The organism is Pseudomonas sp. Wu6 (genome assembly GCF_019891515.1).
GTDB classification, from domain to species: Bacteria; Pseudomonadota; Gammaproteobacteria; order Pseudomonadales; family Pseudomonadaceae; genus Aquipseudomonas; species Aquipseudomonas orientalis_A.
Genome location: NZ_JAFLXH010000032.1, coordinates 1 through 16642, shown reverse-complemented (window position 1 = coordinate 16642; position 16642 = coordinate 1). Strand labels below are relative to the sequence as shown.

Annotated in this window: 12 protein-coding genes and 1 pseudogene; 8 read left to right on the top strand and 5 right to left on the bottom strand. The window is 61.5% G+C overall.

Going from position 1 to position 16642, the window contains the following annotated elements; all coding sequences use genetic code 11:
• Positions 1-444 precede the first annotated feature (444 nt).
• Together J1G34_RS20305 and J1G34_RS20300 are read right to left on the bottom strand one after the other, a co-directional pair.
• Positions 445-1575, bottom strand: a complete 1131-nt coding sequence (locus J1G34_RS20305; protein WP_122562064.1) for an OpgC family protein — start codon at positions 1573-1575, stop codon at positions 445-447.
• Positions 1576-1748: 173 nt separating this feature from the next.
• The gene (locus J1G34_RS20300) at positions 1749-3368 is read right to left on the bottom strand and encodes an FMN-binding glutamate synthase family protein (protein ID WP_065898225.1); all 1620 of its coding nucleotides are present in this window, start codon (positions 3366-3368) and stop codon (positions 1749-1751) included.
• Positions 3369-3547: 179 nt separating this feature from the next.
• Here J1G34_RS20300 and J1G34_RS20295 point away from each other — a divergent pair, with 179 nt between their 5' ends.
• From J1G34_RS20295 to J1G34_RS20285, 3 genes are all read left to right on the top strand, one after another.
• Positions 3548-4027, top strand: a complete 480-nt coding sequence (locus tag J1G34_RS20295) for a hypothetical protein (protein WP_065898224.1) — start codon at positions 3548-3550, stop codon at positions 4025-4027.
• A 171-nt stretch (positions 4028-4198) separates the two neighbouring features.
• Positions 4199-4477, top strand: a complete 279-nt coding sequence (locus J1G34_RS20290) for a type II toxin-antitoxin system RelE/ParE family toxin (RefSeq protein WP_083205687.1) — start codon at positions 4199-4201, stop codon at positions 4475-4477.
• A gap of 8 nt (positions 4478-4485) precedes the next feature.
• A complete protein-coding gene (locus tag J1G34_RS20285; protein WP_065898223.1) occupies positions 4486-4791 on the top strand; it encodes a HigA family addiction module antitoxin in 306 nt (101 codons plus the stop codon).
• 18 nt (positions 4792-4809) lie between these two features.
• Here the strand turns inward: J1G34_RS20285 and J1G34_RS20280 are convergent.
• Positions 4810-5307: pseudogene (locus J1G34_RS20280) on the bottom strand (sensor histidine kinase); the annotation flags it as partial.
• Between the two features lie 230 nt (positions 5308-5537).
• Between J1G34_RS20280 and J1G34_RS20275 the strand changes: the two are divergent.
• The 3 genes from J1G34_RS20275 to J1G34_RS20265 are packed head-to-tail and all read left to right on the top strand — an operon-like array spanning position 5538 to position 7764.
• Complete coding sequence (locus tag J1G34_RS20275) at positions 5538-6851, top strand: HD domain-containing phosphohydrolase (protein ID WP_222994544.1); 1314 nt, start codon at positions 5538-5540, stop codon at positions 6849-6851.
• Positions 6848-7261 carry an NUDIX hydrolase gene (locus J1G34_RS20270; protein WP_065885970.1) on the top strand — a complete coding sequence of 138 codons (414 nt, stop codon included), beginning with the start codon at positions 6848-6850 and terminating at the stop codon, positions 7259-7261. Before J1G34_RS20275 ends, J1G34_RS20270 begins: the two co-directional genes overlap by 4 nt.
• Positions 7258-7764, top strand: a complete 507-nt coding sequence (locus J1G34_RS20265; protein WP_065894031.1) for a GNAT family N-acetyltransferase — start codon at positions 7258-7260, stop codon at positions 7762-7764. The genes J1G34_RS20270 and J1G34_RS20265 overlap by 4 nt, the downstream gene beginning before the upstream one ends.
• A gap of 143 nt (positions 7765-7907) precedes the next feature.
• On the opposite strand, the gene metR is transcribed toward J1G34_RS20265, so the two are convergent.
• A complete protein-coding gene (gene metR / locus J1G34_RS20260) occupies positions 7908-8825 on the bottom strand; it encodes a transcriptional regulator MetR (protein ID WP_065886448.1) in 918 nt (305 codons plus the stop codon).
• Between the two features lie 78 nt (positions 8826-8903).
• Positions 8904-14474, bottom strand: coding sequence for a dermonecrotic toxin domain-containing protein (locus tag J1G34_RS20255; RefSeq protein WP_262411884.1), 5571 nt, complete (start codon positions 14472-14474; stop codon positions 8904-8906).
• Between the two features lie 185 nt (positions 14475-14659).
• On the opposite strand from J1G34_RS20255, the gene J1G34_RS20250 reads away from it, so the two are divergent.
• Both J1G34_RS20250 and J1G34_RS20245 read left to right on the top strand, forming a co-directional pair.
• Complete coding sequence (locus J1G34_RS20250) at positions 14660-15679, top strand: alpha/beta fold hydrolase (protein ID WP_222994543.1); 1020 nt, start codon at positions 14660-14662, stop codon at positions 15677-15679.
• Between the two features lie 54 nt (positions 15680-15733).
• Positions 15734-16387, top strand: a complete 654-nt coding sequence (locus J1G34_RS20245) for a DsbA family oxidoreductase (RefSeq protein WP_065894033.1) — start codon at positions 15734-15736, stop codon at positions 16385-16387.
• Positions 16388-16642 lie beyond the last annotated feature (255 nt).

The following is a 16642-nucleotide window of genomic DNA, read 5'->3' as shown; positions in this document are numbered from 1 at the left end:
TCCCGATGGCGACCTTAGAGCCGACCAGGATGTTGGTGTCGATCCCGGTCCAAATGTGGGAGGGGGCTTGCCCCCGATGACGGCCTCTGAGCCGATCAGGATGTTGGATCAGATCGCGTACATATCCGTTTCTGCGGTAACGGCCACTTAGGGTTCCGCCCTGACGGCGGGTCACTTTGGAAAAGCCCCAAAGTAACCAAAGGGCTCTTGCCCCACCACTCGGCACCTCGCCTAGGCTCGGTGTGCCCGAACGCAGGCTTGAATCCGTGGGCCGCCGCAATGGGCCATCCATGGCCCAGTGCGGCTAACCCGGCGTCCTGCCGGGTTGCCCACGGATTCAAGCCTGCGTTCGGCCAGCGTGGTTTAACGGGGCGCCTGAGATCAAAAGCAGATCAAGAGCGACTCGCTTCGCATCGTGGTTACGGTTGAGGCTACAGCGTTGTGCTAGACCGCCGGCGGCTGGAGCGCAGCGGCCCTGCGCTGGTCCAGTTGCCGATTGAACTCCAGCCACGCGGCAAACAAGATCATCACGGCGGCCCCCACCAGCGCGGTGAATACCTGCATGACGAAGGTATCGCCGGTCAGCGCGTTGACCATGTCCGCCAACGGCGCCAGGACCACGCCCAGGCAAAATACTTCCAGGGAGTAGCGCCCCATTCGCGCCAGTTGCCGTGCCAGCCACTGTTGCGTCCAGCCGACACCGGGGAGCAATTTCGCGGTGACATAGGCCAGCGCCAGGAAGTGCAGCAAGCGCACGGGGGACAGGTCGGTCTTGCTGATGGGGTACAGCCATTCGCCGATCAGGCGCGGCATCCACGCATCGTGAACGTCGGGCCAGCGCCACGACAGGGTGATCACGCACGCCGTCACCACATAAGCCGCCGCCGCGATGAACAACGGTTGACGCAGCAGCGGGCGCTGTTCAACCGGGCGCGCCGCACGCAAGGCCGCTGCGCCGCCAAGGATAAACAGGCATTGCCAGGTGATCGGGTTGAAATACCACACCCCGCCGTTGCTGGCCGGCAGGTTCCAGCCCTGCCAGGGCGCCAGCAGGTAGACCGTCACAGAAATGGCCACTGCCACCCTCGGCACACGCAACAGCAAGGGCAGCGTGAGGGGCAGGCTGAGAATCAACACGATATACAGCGGCAACGGGTCGGTCAGGTTGGGTTTGAAGCGCAGCAGCAACTCATCGACCAGGGCCTGCTGGGTATTGTTGAGGAAATACTCCAGGCCCATCTCCTGCACCAGGTCACGGGTTTCGATATGGCTGTTGGCGAAAATCACGATGCCCATCAACAGCGCCAGCAGGAAAATATGCACCACGTAGAGCGTCCACACCCGGCGCAGGATTTTCAGGCAGGCAATGAAGTAGCCATCGCGCTGCAGGATCTTGCCGTACGCCAGCACCGCCGCGTAGCCGGCCAGGAAGACGAAGATTTCGGCGGCGTCACTGAACCCGAAGTTCTGCACGGTGACATGGGCCAAGGGGTTGTGGGGCACGTGATCCCAGAATATGAAGATCAACGCCAGGCCCCGAAAAAAATCGATGCGCGGGTCGCGTCCGTTCAGCATGGCTGCGGGCTCTTGAACAAGTTGTTGAATGTAGATTAGCGAGCGCGGGCGTTTTCGTATGCGCGCGTCGGGCGGGCGCAGGTTGGCGGTATTTGTAGGCAATTGCAAAGGCTGGGTATTACCGAATGTCTCGACGGCCTGCCCGGCGTCCGGGCAGGCATTTACTGGAGGAATCAGGCAGCGGCCACCTCATGCGGCTCAAAGCTGTCCGCCCGCGCCATCTGCCACATCCGCGAATAGAACTCGCCGTTCACCTCGCCGGTGAGCAACTCGCCCGGCTTGAGGAACACATGCAACTGCGAGAACAATTTGATCTCGGTTGCCGACATGCGGCGCACCAAGTGCTTGGCCGACAGCTGCGACGGATGATCAAGCCCGGCGGCGGCGAGCATTTCCGCCAGGGCATGGAGGGTGTTGCGGTGGAAGTTGAATACCCGCTGGGCCTTGTCCGGCACCACCAGCGCTCGTTGGCGCAGCGGGTCTTGGGTCGCCACGCCGGTCGGGCATTTGTTGGTGTGACAGGACTGCGACTGGATGCAGCCGATGGCGAACATGAAGCCGCGCGCCGAATTGGCCCAGTCGGCGCCGATGGCCAGCACACTGGCAATGTCGAAGGCACTGACGATCTTGCCGCTGGCGCCGAGCTTGATCTTGTCGCGCAGGTTCAGCCCCACCAGCGTGTTGTGCACGAACAGCAGGCCCTCGCGCAGCGGCACGCCAATGTGGTCGGTGAACTCCACGGGTGCGGCGCCGGTACCGCCTTCCTTGCCGTCGACCACGATAAAGTCCGGCAGGATGCCGGTTTCGAGCATGGCCTTGGCAATGCCCATGAATTCCCACGGGTGGCCCAGGCAGAACTTGAAACCCACCGGTTTGCCGCCGGACAGCTCACGCAGTTGGGCGATGAAGTGCATCAGCTCGATTGGCGTGGAAAATGCACTGTGGCGCGACGGTGAAATACAGTCTTCGCCCATCAGGATGCCGCGGGTGTCGGCGATTTCCCGGGTGACTTTGTGCTTGGGCAAAATCCCGCCATGACCGGGCTTGGCGCCCTGACTCATCTTGATTTCGATCATGCGTACTTGCGGGTCCTGCGCTTGCACGGCGAAGCGTTGCGGGTCGAAACGGCCGTCGCTGGTGCGACAGCCGAAGTAGCCGCTGCCCAGTTCCCACGTCAGGTCGCCGCCGTTTTCGCGGTGGTAGGGGCTGATGCTGCCTTCGCCGGTGTCATGGGCGAAATTGCCCAGTTTGGCGCCCTGGTTCAGCGCCCGGATCGCATTGGCACTGAGCGAGCCGAAGCTCATCGCCGAAATATTGAACACCGACGCCGAGTACGGCTGTGTGCACTGCGGGCCACCGACCATCACGCGAAAGGCGCTGGGGTCGCTCAACGGTGCGGGCCGCATGGAGTGGCCGATGAACTCGAAGCCCGCCTGATACACATCGATCAAGGTGCCGAAGGGTTTGTCGGCGGTTTCGTTCTTGGCGCGCGAATACACCAGCGAGCGCTGTGCTCGGGAAAAGGGCAGGGCATCGCTGTCGGATTCGAGCAGGTACTGGCGAATTTCCGGGCGGATGGCTTCCACCAGATAACGAATGTTGCCCAGGATCGGGTAGTTGCGGCGCACGGCGTGGGGACTTTGCAGCAGGTCGAAAATGCCGATCAGGCTGAGGAGCCCGGTGACCAGCGTGACGGGCCACAGCCATTCGTGTTGGATAAAGGGCAGGCTGCCCAGAGTGAATATGACGCATGCGGCAAAGAACGCGTAACGGCTTAGTAACGACAGGCTCATACGGTTTTTTCCTTGGTTCGGACTCTTCAGGTCGATCCGGCATTCTGCGCCCGTATCCAAACACGCGACAAGGATTGAAGGCCCTGTCGCGGCAGGCGCACGCCATGGAACCGTTGGCTGAAAGGTAGCCACTATCGGTGCAGGACGCCCGCTTTCCCCTGCCTCTGGAGTCATCGCTCATGCCGATCTCGTCTGCTGTTTCCGGCCATTCCATTATCAATCAAGGCCTGCCCCCCGCAGGCGGCCGTGAACAGCCTGTCGCCCAGCCCGGGCAGCGGGTCGGGGCCGCTCGGCACGAGGCTTCCCACGTCAACCGCGACGGCACTCAACCGGGAAAGCTTCAGCGGTTCGCCGCCGAGGCCGGCAAGAACCTGTGGTTTATCCCTGGCATGAGTAACGTGTTGCTGGGCATTGCAAAGGCCAAGTCCAATGGCGAGAGCGCTGTCAGTGGCGCACTGGCCGGGTTCAACAAGACCTGTACAGATGGCTTTGACCAGGCGCTGGTCGGCGCGGCCACTGGGGACTACAAGGCCGTCGCCAAAGGCTACTTCGACGCGGTGAGAAAGAACGAGGCCACGCCGGGCTCCGTCAAAACCGGCTTGCACGAGGTGTCGGATGCCGTGGGCCTGGCTACCGCGTTGCGCGCCGGAAAGTCGTGACAACGGTTTTATCGGCCACTGCGGGACGCTCCTCACAGGCCGCTCTGGTTCCCAAAGCGGCTGTTTTTGACTGTTTTTCCAGACCGCTCGTCGCCGTATATCCGTGTCAGTTGAATATTCAAGAAAGCCATGTAAAGTCAGTCATTAACGAATAACGTTAAGCATTAAGCGATGATAAGAAGCTTCAAATGCGCTGACACACGAACCCTTTTTGAAACCGGCCGAACCCGGCGTTGGTCTGCCATCGTTTCTGTGGCGGAACGAAAGTTGAGCATGCTTGATGCTGCAGTTGACCTCGCCGATTTGCGGTCACCGCCAGGAAACAGGTTGGAACAGTTGTATGGTGACAGAGAAGGGCAGCACAGTATCCGAATCAATGGTCAGTTCCGGGTCTGTTTCGTTTGGGGGCCTAATGGTCCGGAAAACGTTGAAATTGTGGATTACCACTGAGGTGAATCATGTTTAAGAATGGCATGCGTCCCGTACATCCTGGAGAAATTCTCAAGGAAGAATACTTGGAGCCGCTGGGCCTGACTGCGGCAGCGCTCGCGAGGGCGCTGCACGTATCCGCGCCCACGGTGAATGACATCGTATTGATGCGTCGCAGTATCAGCGCAGATGTCGCGTTGCGTTTGGCGGCTGCACTGGAAACATCCGCGCAGTTCTGGCTGAACTTGCAGACCGCCTATGATTTGCGTACTACGGAAATTGCCAAGGGCGCTCAGATCTGCAAGGAAGTCGAGAAAGTTGCGCATTGCGCATGATGCGATAGCCGTGTCAATTCAAGACCGGTGAGCAGTCCGGTTTTTTGGCGGCGTGCCCTGCGCCGCCGTCTGCCGGATCGGCAGCACCACACGAAACGTCGTTCCCTTGCCCAGCTCACTGCTGACCGAGATATTCCCCCGGTGTTTCTTGACGATGCCGTAGGACAGTGACAGCCCCAGCCCGGTGCCTTCGCCCACCGGCTTGGTGGTGAAGAACGGGTCGAAAATCTTCTGTACGGTGTCGGCGGCAATGCCGCAGCCGTTGTCCGTCACTTGCAGCCAGACCGTGTCGCCGTCCACGCCGTTGCTGATGGTGATGGTGCCGCGCTCCGGCCCCATGGCCTGGGCGGCGTTGATCACCAGGTTCATCACCACCTGGTTGAGCTGCGAGGCCAGGCATTCGATGTCCGGCAGTGGCGTGTAGTGCTTGATCACATCGGCCTTGTACTTGAGTTCGCTGGCGACGATGTTCAGCGTCGAATCGATGCCGTGTTGCAGATTGGCGAACTGCCACGTGTTGCTCAAGCGAGCACTCCTTGCGGCCCGGGGCCTGGTGATTGGCGTCGGTAGCGTGCTGCCCACTTTCGCCCATGCTGGCGACTTGCCCTGACAGCATAGCCCAGCTCGCTTGATATCGACGGTGAGTTGGCGTCAAATCAACAACGCTTTCGCGCGCTCGGCCTGGACAGGCCCGGCACACCGGTTCCATCGAGCTTAATTTGATTTAATTTGAAGGCAGAGTCGCCATGGATGAACCACTCGCTACCAAGCCTGCCGTTTTGCTGGTCGACGATGAAGAGTCGATCCTCAACAGCCTGCGCCGCCTGTTGCGCAGCCAGCCCTATGACGTCGTGCTGGCCACCGGCGGTGCCCAGGCGCTGGAGATCATGGCAACCCGGCCCATCGACCTGGTGATGAGCGATGCGCGCATGCCCGGTATGGACGGGGCCACACTGTTGGCCGAGGTCCACCGTCTGTACCCGGGCACCCGCCGCATTCTGCTCACCGGTTATGCCGACTTGAGCACCATCGTCAAGGCGATCAACGACGGCCAGATTCACCGCTACATCAGCAAGCCCTGGAATGACGAAGAGTTGCAGTTGATCCTGCAGCAAACCCTCGAACACCAGCGGCTCGAGCGTCTCACCCATGCGCAGAACGACCAGCTCAAGGCGCTCAACGCCACGCTGGAAAAACGCGTGACGGCGCGCACCGCCGAGTTGCAACAGACCGCCGACATGCTCGACCTGGCCTACGACGAGCTCAAGCGCAGCTACGTGACCGGTACCGAAGTGTTTTCCCTGCTGGCCAACCTGCGCTTGCCCAAGGACAAGCAGACCAACCGCGCGTTGATCGAATTGGTCCGCGTGTACTGCACCACCCAATCCATCAATGAAGCCGACACGCGCGACCTGACCATGGCCGCCGCGCTGTACAACATAGGCAAGCTGAGCTGGAACGACAGCATGATGGTTGCGCCGTCGGACAGGCTGCACAGCACCGACCGTGAGCTGTATCGCGAATACCCGACCCAGAGCGAGTCGTTGCTGATGACCCTGGAGCCGATGAAGGACGCGGCGCGCATCATTCGGCATCACCAGGAGCGTTGGGACGGCTCGGGATTTCCCGACCACCTCAAGGGCGACGCGATCCCGCCGGGTTCGCGGCTGTTGAAGTTGGCCGTGGACTTCATCGAGCTGCAAAAGGGCCTGATCCTGGAGCGGCACCTGAACAGCGACGAAGCGCTGCTGTATATCTGCAGGTACGCCGGGCGCCTGTATGACCCGCAATTGGTCGAGGATTTTGTCCAGGCCTGCGCCACCTTTCTCAGCGATGTGACACTGGGTGATCCCACAGTCAAAGTCCTCACCACGCGCGAACTGGAGGACGGTATGGTGCTGGCGCGCAACCTCAATGCCGACAATGGCATGTTATTGCTCAACGCCGGCAAGGTGCTGAACCTGCCGCTGGTGGACAAACTGATCGCATTCGAGGCGATGGAGGGGGCAAAATACAGCGTATTTATCAAGCAACCTGACGAGATAACCCTTCCTACATGAGCCACTCAACCATTCGCATCGCCGCCGCCGTCCTGATCGATAAAGAGGGCCAAACGTTGCTGGTGCGCAAGCGCGGGACGTTGGCCTTCATGCAACCGGGCGGCAAGATCGACCCTGGCGAGCAGGCCGTGGAGGCGCTCGCCCGTGAGCTGCATGAAGAACTGAACCTGCACATCGACCCGGCACAAGCGCTGTACCTCGGCCAGTTCTCGGCGCCCGCCGCCAACGAACCGGGCTTCACCGTGCAGGCCGAGCTGTTCCAGTTGCACATCGACGTGGCGGTCACTCCGGCCGCGGAAATTGAAGAAATACGCTGGATCGATCCAGCAGGCGACGGTGGTCTGCACCTGGCGCCTCTGACGCGCGATTTGATCCTGCCGTTCTATCGCGACTCGCTGGCTGGCGCGTGATGATTCGCCCGCTGGACGCCGACGATGCGCAAGCCTATCGCGCGTTGATGCTTGAGGCTTACGACACTTATCCCCAGGCGTTCACCTCCAGCGTTGCCGAGCGCGCAGCGATGCCGTTGAGCTGGTGGGAAAAACGCCTCGACAGCCCGCTGGATCGGCTGCTCGGCGCCTTCGAGGGCGATCAACTGGCGGGTATTGTCGGGTTGGCATTCGAGCCTCGGGAAAAGGCGCGGCACAAAGTGACCCTGTTCGGCATGTACGTGACCCAGGCTTACCAGCAAAGAGGCCTGGGCCGGCAGCTGGTAGAGGCGGCGCTGGTGGAAGCGCGCCGGCATCCGCGCCTGAAGTTGATCCAGCTGACGGTGACTGCCGGCAACGAGGCAGCGCTTGCGCTCTACCAGCGCTGCGGTTTCATCCAGTACGGCCTGGAGCCGCTGGCGGTGCGGGTGGGGGATGAGTATTTCGACAAGATCCACCTGTGGCGCGAATTGACCGATCACTGATACCCACTGTAGGAGCGAGCTTGCTCGCGAAAAACCTCAACGATAACGCGTGCTTCCTGAATGAACGCGGTGCCTGTGAGTTTTTCGCGAGCAAGCTCGCTCCTACAACATCAGGGCAAGCCCCACCTGTTTGCCGGCGGCGCTCAGCGCACTGCACTGACCCCATCCAGGGTGGAAAACGACGTGTCCTTGGCCGTCAGCAAAAAGTCGCGCATGTACGGCGCATCCAGCATGTCCTCCCGAATCCCCGCATACAGCGTGGCGAACAAACCTTTCTCGCCCAGCCGCTTGGCCTTCACATACCCGCGCGAGCTGTATTCATGCAGCGCCCAGTGCGGCATGCCGCACACGCCACGGCCGCTGGCCACCAATTGCATCATCATCACCGTCAGCTCCGAGGTGCGTACCTGAGCGGGCTCGACGTCGGCCGGTTCCAGGAAGCGCGTGAAGATGTCCAGGCGGTCACGTTCCACCGGGTAGGTGATCAGGGTTTCCGTCAGCAGGTCTTCGGGCACGATGTACGCCTTGTTTGCCAGCGCGTGCTGGTTGGCCACGGCGAGCATGGCTTCGTAGGTGAACAGCGGCACATAGGAGATACCCGGCAGTTCCAGCGGGTCGGAAGTCACTACCAGGTCCAGGTCGCCACGCGCCAGTGCCGGCAATGGCGCGAAGGCAAAGCCGGAGGCGAGGTCCAGCTCGACCTCCGGCCAGGCATCGCGGAACTGGTCGATGGTCGGCATCAACCACTGGAAGCAGCTGTGGCATTCGATGGCCATGTGCAGGCGTCCAGCCGTACCGCCAGCCAGCCGCGCGATGTCGCGTTCGGCGCCGCGCAGCAAGGGCAGGGTCGCGTCCGCCAGTTGCAGCAGGCGCAGGCCGGCGCTGGTGAAGCGCACGGGCTTGGTCTTGCGCGCGAATAACTGCATGCCCAGGCGCTCTTCCAGCTCCTTGAATTGGTGGGACAGCGCGGACTGGGTCAGGTGCAGGCGCTCGGCGGCCTCCACCAGGCTGTCGGCTTCGCGCAAGGCGTGCAGGGTTTTGAGGTGGCGGATTTCGAGCACGGTGGTCTCCATGAATTAAATTTATGCGCAATGATAAGACATTGAGCCGTATTCATGTTGGCCCTCGCGCCATTCGGTTCACCCCAGTGGTTGGAAGTGCGCGCGTGCAAAGGACTTGTCAATATTGCCGCGCCAGATGGCCGTGTCCGCAAAGGCCGCTCCGGCACCCGCTCTAGCGGCTTGCCATTTCATGCCCAGGTACTGTTGATCGTGGCGCTTCAAATGTGCCTTGGAGAAACCGTCGAAAGGTGAATGCTGCGCGTCATAGTGAAAATGCGCGTACCAGATCGGTTTGTCGGCCGGCCCCTGTTTGCCGGTGTCGTACACCTCATACTCCTGCAGATAGTCGTCTTGCCCATCCGGGCGTTTATCCCTGAGCTTCTGGCGGGGGCCTTTCTTTCGAATCACGACTCGGCCCTTGCTGATCAGGTAATCCAGATAGCCTTCGGTTGGGGTTCTGCTTTCCAGGCTGCGCTGGACCCTCAGGCCTTCCCCGGCCTGCTCAAGTGCGCTGGCGCGGGTACGCAGTTGTTCGATAATCGGGTGCTCGGCGGCCAGGCGTTGCACGTTGTCGGCGCGGGACCTGAGCTCTTTGGCTTCGGTGACCAGCCTGTGCTCGAGGTTGACCGGCTCCATGGTCTTGTAGCTTCGGACATGGTTTTCGAAGGTGTCCGCTGCCCTCAAGCGCGCCTGGGCATTTGCGACGACCCCATTGATGTCGGTCGGCAGCGGCAGCGGGGCGGTTACCGGGCGGCTCTGGAGGGTGTTTAAGCGATAGGTGTTGCCATCGCCTATCTTGTCCCAGATTTCAACGGGCGCGCCGTCTGCGTCGCTGATGATGAACTGCCTGGGGGACTGTTGCCCCGCCGGTTTTTCGGTGCCGATCAATAATTGCCCGTCTTCGGTTTCGAAGATGGCGTGCGTGGCGGTCGGCTTTGGCTCGGAGGCGGGTTTCTTGATTGCACGTTGAGCTTTTCGAATCAGGCGTTCAAGGTCGTCTTGCAGGCGCGTGAGAAAGCTTTTGTCAAAATGGTTCGGCGAGCTTGCGTTCCAGGCGCTCAGGTCACGGGACAGTTCTTCGTAGACGTTCATGCAGTTGTGCAATACCCGGTTGCGTTCTACCCGGCTGATATTGGCCTCGTTGAGGGTCATGTGCGTGGTCAACGCACGGTCGAACCTGCTCCTGGATTGATGCACGGCGACCTCCTGGAACAGCCAGTCAATGGTCATCGTTTCCGTGCGCAGGGTGAGCGCCTGCATGAGATTACTGCTTCTCATGCTGGCCAGGCGCAAGTCGGTAAACCGGTGTTTCCAGGCATTCAAGTAGGAGGAGATCTCCGTGCGTGTGTGTCTGACGGTGATGTGTTTGACCCACTGGCCCATGTCTTTCATCGAGCGCTCTATCGTGTCCAACTCGTCCAGCGAGTCCAGGCGACACTGTCTGATTTCACGGGTCAGTGCTTGACGTACGCCTGGGGCATGAGATGAATCGTTCAGTTGGCCGGTGATCTCGATTGTCCGGTCAATAAGAACGCTGGCCCGGTCTTTCGCGTTTTGGATCAGATGGTTCAAGCGGTCCGCTACGATGTGCGCTGTTCTGTTCAGTTCCTCGGCATAGTCGAGGTCGCGAATATGCACGTGCTGTTGCTTGGCCGTTTCGAACGACGCGTGCATTTTCTTGCCGTTATCAATGTCCCTGGTCAGCGCGATGTCCAGGTTTTTACTGTCCACCAGTTTTTGCGGGGCTATGGCGGACTGGTCCGGATAGTCGCTGGTGAATTTCTTGAGGTGGTGGGTGGTCGTGGTGACCTGGCCATAAAAGTCACGCGCCTGGTTTTGCAGTGACTGGCCCAGATCAAGGCGCTGCATGTTGACCTCAAGTGCCGCTGCAGGCAGTTGCCGGGCGACAGCCGCCGGGACGTTCGCCTGTGCCCGCGACGCGCCACGTCGTGTACGCCGGCTGCCGCCGCCATAACCGGTGAGGTGGCCGCCATGCAGGGCCCCATAGGTATCCCATTGCAGGGCCTGATCCAGGGCAATGGCCGGAGAGTAATACTTGCCCTGGGCAACCAATCGCATTTCGTGGGTGGTGGCGTCGAACCGGACCTTGAAAGGGCGACCTTCACTCAGGATGTAATGCTCGCCTGAGGTATGGCGCAGGGTGTGGCGATAGGGCCCGGTCTGGACCGGTTGCAGGCTGCCGGCCTCAAGGATGCCGGGGTGTTCATAGCCGGCAAAGCGTTGTCGGGCAGTCGCGCCCTGGCGTGACTTCAAGGCGCGCCAGACGCTGAGGCCGACGCCCTGTTTAAGTTGGTGGGCGGCATTCAGTTGCCGCGCCGCGCTGCCACGCGCGCGGGGTGCGGCGGCAATCGCCAGCGCATCCATGGCCGCATACACCAGGCATTCGAATACCGAAGCCAATTGATCGATGCCATGCGCGGTGTCACCGCGCCTGAATGCAGCAACGGCTTGATACAGGCTGGTGGTGGCGTCAGCCAGGGACACTGCCGTGCCGATAAAGGGGATGAACGACAGGGCGATTTTGATGCCGTTCAATACCTTGCCGCTCTGGAGCGCGTATTTCTCGTGGGCCAGGTCGTCGTTGGAGCGCGCCTCCTTTCGATGGGCCTCCAGCAGACGGCCCATGTGGGCGTCCAACTGGTGGGTGGCCAGCGTTGTGGTGGTTGGCCAGGGAAAACCTGCCTGAATCATCGCGTCGTAGCCTTTGACGGTGGCGTGGTCGATGCGCTGGACGTGTGCCTGCACATCGCCCTGGACCGCACGTCCCGCCACGTATTGCACCATGGTGTCGAGCCGGCACAGTTCGAACAGGGCAATGCGCGCCTGCTCGAGGCTGGCATAACTGCGCAGGTAGCGTTCGTCAGGTGCGTCGGGCAGGTAAAGCAGGGTGTTGCCCGAGTTTTGTTCTTCGATGAAGGTGATGCCTGACAGCGTGATCTGGCTTTGCTGGCGCGTATCCGCGCCGCCGGCACTGAGGTGGGCCGGTAGCAGGCGGATGCGTTTGCCGCCTGCGTTCCAGGCGGCCTGGGTGTCGGCATCGATGGCGGTCTGGAGCAGTTGCAGTGCGTCGGCGCTGATGTGGTTCTGCATGCGCGCCAACAGGCCTTGTATGTTGAGCATCAGGCGCCACGGCTCCACCAGGCATTCGCGGCGGTAGCGCTTTTGATGGATGGATTCCCCGGGGGCACCCTTGAAGGCTTCGAGGATACGGACTTCGTACTGCTTGGCCAGGTCGAGGTCGGTGATCAGGTTCGCCAGATAGCGTTTTGTGACGCCTGCCTTGAGGGTGTCACGTTCCTCGGCGGCGTCGGCGGTCACTTCGACGCTCACGAACCCCAGGCGCAGGCTCAGATCGGCATCGAGGTTGCGTAGCGCCAGATCGTCCAGGGATACCTTGCTGCGACTGGCACTGGGCACGTCAATGACTTTGACCGGAGTGCCCGGCGCGGAGCCGGCGATGGTGTCGCGTCGCTGCTCCACCGAGTCTGGCATCTCCAGTTGGAGCGTAAAGCCTTTTTGGATGGCGAAATCCTTGCGTATACGCGCGTCGATCTTGCGCCTCACGAACACCTCGCGTGGCGGCAGGGAGCGCTGCAGCAACGCTTGCGCACGTTTCAACGCCGGTACGCAGGCGCGCAGGAGCGTTTTGAGGGCCTCGCGTTTTTCCACGGCTTGGGCGCCCAGCCATGACGGTAGTTGTTCGGCCAGCAGTCGCGCATTGTGCTGCTCGATGAGCAACAAGTACGCCGCCTCGCGCGCCGAGTTATCGGGTATCAACAGGCCCGGCAGCGTTTGCGCACGCAGCTTTTCAAGCGCTGCGGCACGTTGTGAGGCGTGTTCATCGCCTGGCCATGCCTGACGTATACGCGCGGCCTGGTCTTCAAAGGCAAGCTGTTGGCTGCTGAGGCTATGGTCGAACGGGTTCCGGGTGAGCGTGGTGAACTGCAGGGCCAGTTGCTTATCCTGGGGTTGTATGCCGAATACGCTTTCTTCAAGGGCCTGGCGCGAATCGAAGCGCTGCAAGCCGCCGTCGCTGCCAGGCCAATAAATGATATGTACGCCGTCATGGGGCCCTGGCGTCGATGCCGTCCGGGGTGGGAGCCATACCAGTGGCCCACTGAGTTCGGTACGGGTTGGCGTTGAATGGCCGGTTCGAGTAACCGACAGTGTCAGCGCGACGACGTCAGGCGCGGGGGAGGCCAAAGCGCTTTCGATCAGGTGCAGTTCGTCTTCACTGATCTGCGCCAGGGTGCGCTGGATGTGCGCCTCGATCCGCAAACCTTGCACGCGAGCCTGGTACAGCGCTGTGTAGTGCCTGTTGAGTGCGTCGAGATCCAGCGGTGCTCGATTGAGCATGGCGCGCGCCGCCGTTTCAGCGGCGTGCTGTTGCACCCTGAGGGCGTCCAATTGTTGCTTGAATGACTGCCAGCGCTCACTCGTTGGCGTGTCGCTGCCCAGCAGGTTTTCCAGCGCATGACGGTGGTGTTGCATTAAAGCCTTGCGCTGGTGGCTATCGACACCGTTGTGCAGCAGGCCGAATTGAGGGAGGTGTGCAGTGATCACGGTGTCGTCAGCCGATTCCGGCGGTGCGGGCATCGCGGCAAACAACGATCGGGTTTTACGCTGGGCATCAAGCCCGTCGACGTGTTGAAGGGCCAGGAATGCGTCGTGCAGCGGCACGTTCGCGAGCGGGCGGATAGCGTCCTGGTACTGCTCCTCGGTCAACTGCTTCAACCACAGGGTGATGCCCATTTCCAGCGGGTTGCTGTTGACCTTGTATTCGACCCTTGCCAAAGGATCGACCTCGGTGGTGCCGAACAGCGCTTGCTGGCGGTCGAGCACCGAGCGCTCCATGGCCCCACGGCTGCTGAATGCCTGCCATGCCGGCACCTGTGTCGGCAGGTACAGCAATTGGCTGACCGGCGGTTCTGTATCCAGGCTCAATACCCAGGCGCCGGGCAGGGCGATGGCGTGGGCGCCGTGGGGTTTGAGAAAGACGTGCTCGGTGTAGCGTGTTGGCGCCTGCGCCGTGGCCGGCCCTGGATAGAGCAGCGAGAACACGGGGTCCAGGACTTCGGTGTGGACCTGCCCCTCGGCGAGCGCGCGCTCGGCGCTGGCTTCGATGTGAATTCGGTACAGCTCTATGACCCGCTTGTAGCAAGTGACCGGCGAATGAGGCGCGCGCTGCGTACGCCAGTAGCGCAGCCACTGGTCATCCAGGCTTTGCTCCAGATCGAGGACTTTCAGTTCATCGAGCAGCATGGCGACGGTGTACTGCGCCAATGCATGGGCCGGTGGCAGATTGACCACGCTGGCCTGCGGCACGCGCGCGGTGTCCAATGCCGGGTGTTGTTGCATGTAGAGGCAAGCATCGGTCAGGGCTATCCGGCTACGCCCCCGTTGCTCGGTGGCGGGGAACACCAGGGTCACGCGTTCACCGTCCAGTTGAAGCTGCTCGTGGAGCATCAGGTTGATCGTGCTACGCAGCGTTGGAATACCGGCCATCAGGGTGAGCAGCTCGGACCGGCAATCTTGCAGGCGTTGCGTGGCGTCCGAGAACAGAGGCGCGTCGATGGTCGGTTGCAATAATGGGTGCGTCGCTGCAGGCAGGACAATGGAAGCAAGCATGGGACTGATTCGCTCTAGAAGGCCAAAGCCCTATTAGAGGTGGACGCGTCGACCGGTCTGCTGCATATAGCTATCGACTGACCGCTGGGCACTCTTCATCAAACTGTCATCGAACTGTGGCAGCGCGCTTGAACAAAGTTCATCAGACTCGCGCTCTACTGGGGTTCTGCGTTTCGGTGTTTTTCATGCGCGTGTTGCTTTTACTGGCCGCTCTGTTGTTCGGCCTGCCGTCTTTTGCGGCTTCTCGATGTGATGTCAATGTCCCGACCCAAACGGTCGACCTGGCTCAGGTGAGCATCGCCTACCAGAGTATCGGGCGTGCGTCCGACCCTGCCTTGCTGTTGGTGATGGGCCTGGGTGGGCAGTTGATCCATTGGCCGGATGAAGTGGTGGTCGCCCTGTGCGAGCAGGGTTTCCGGGTGATCCGCTATGACAATCGCGATGTGGGCCTGTCAACCTGGCGCCAGACCCCGGCCAGTGCCAACCTGACCTTCGAAGTGCTGCGCTACAAGCTCGGCCTGCCGGTGTCGGCACCCTACACGCTGACCGACATGGCCGACGACGCCCTGGGCTTGATGGATGCGTTGCAGATTCGGCAATTCCACGTACTGGGTGCAAGCATGGGCGGCATGATCGCCCAGCACCTGGCGGCGATGGCGCCGCAACGGGTGGAGAGCCTGACGCTGATCATGACCAGCTCCGGCGCCGAGGGCCTGCCCGCTCCGAATGCGGCGCTGGTGCAGTTGTTGTCGCGGCGCAGCGCGCCCAATCGCGAAGTCGCCCTGGAGCAGCAAGCCGATCTGCTTGCTGCGCTGGGCAGCCCGACGGTGAAGGATGACCGCCAGGCCTTGCTGCATCAGGCGGCGCTGGCCTATGACCGCGCGTTCAACCCCGAAGGCGTGAAGCGCCAGATCATGGCGATCCTCGCCGAACCGAGCCGCGTGCCGTTGCTCAACCAACTGCGCGTACCGACCCTGGTGGTGCACGGCACCGCCGACCCGCTGTTGCCGGTGATGCATGGCGTTCATCTGGCCGCGCATATCCAGGGCAGCCAGCTGAAATTGATTCCGGGCCTGGCCCATCGTTTTCAGGAAGCATTCAAGGCGCCGTTGCTGGCGGCGGTGCTGCCTTACCTGCAGGCCCACCGCGATGATGCGGCGCACTGGGCGCGGGTTGACGTGGAGGCGCGTTCGAAGCTGCTGTAGAGGTGGTGTATCGTGTCGCTTTGCGCCGCATTAATGCCAGCGAGGTTGCCTACCATGAGTACTCCCCTGAAAATCGATTTCATCAGCGACGTATCCTGCCCCTGGTGCATCATCGGCCTGCGCGGCCTGACCGAGGCACTCGATCAGCTTGGCGCCGAGGTGCAGGCCGAGATTCATTTCCAGCCGTTCGAGCTGAACCCGAAGATGCCCCCTGAAGGGCAGAACATCGTCGAGCACATCAGCGAGAAATACGGCTCCAGCGCCGAAGAGTCCCAGGCCAACCGCGCGCGCATCCGCGACATGGGCGCCGAGCTGGGCTTTGCCTTTCGTACCGACGGCCAAAGCCGCATTTACAACACCTTCGACGCGCACCGCCTGTTGCATTGGGCCGGGCTGGAAGGTTTGCAGTACAACCTCAAGGAAGCGCTGTTCAAGGCCTACTTCACCGACGGCCAAGACCCTTCCGACCACAAAACCCTGGCGATCATCGCCCAAAGCGTTGGCCTGGACCCCCAGCGCACCGCTGATATTCTCGCCTCTGACGAATATGCCGCCGAGGTGCGTGAGCAGGAGAAATTGTGGTTGACCCGCGGCGTGACCTCGGTGCCGACCATCGTGTTCAACGACCAGTACGCGGTCAGCGGTGGCCAGCCGGCCGAAGCCTTCGTTGGCGCGATCCGTCAGATCATCACTGAGTCCAAAAACTAGAGCCGGACACCGATCAAAATGTGGGAGGGGGCGTGCCCCCGATGAGCATAGGTCTCCACACAACGCTGTAGCGCCCAACCGTAACCACGATGCGCAGCGAGTCGCCCTTGATCTTGATCTGCTTTTGATCTTAGGCGCCCCGTCAAACCACGCTGGCCGAACGCAGGCTTGAATCCGTGGGTAACCCGGCAGGACGCCGGGTTAGCCGCCCCGCGCCATGGATGGCGCGTGGCGGCGGCCCACGGATTCAAGCCG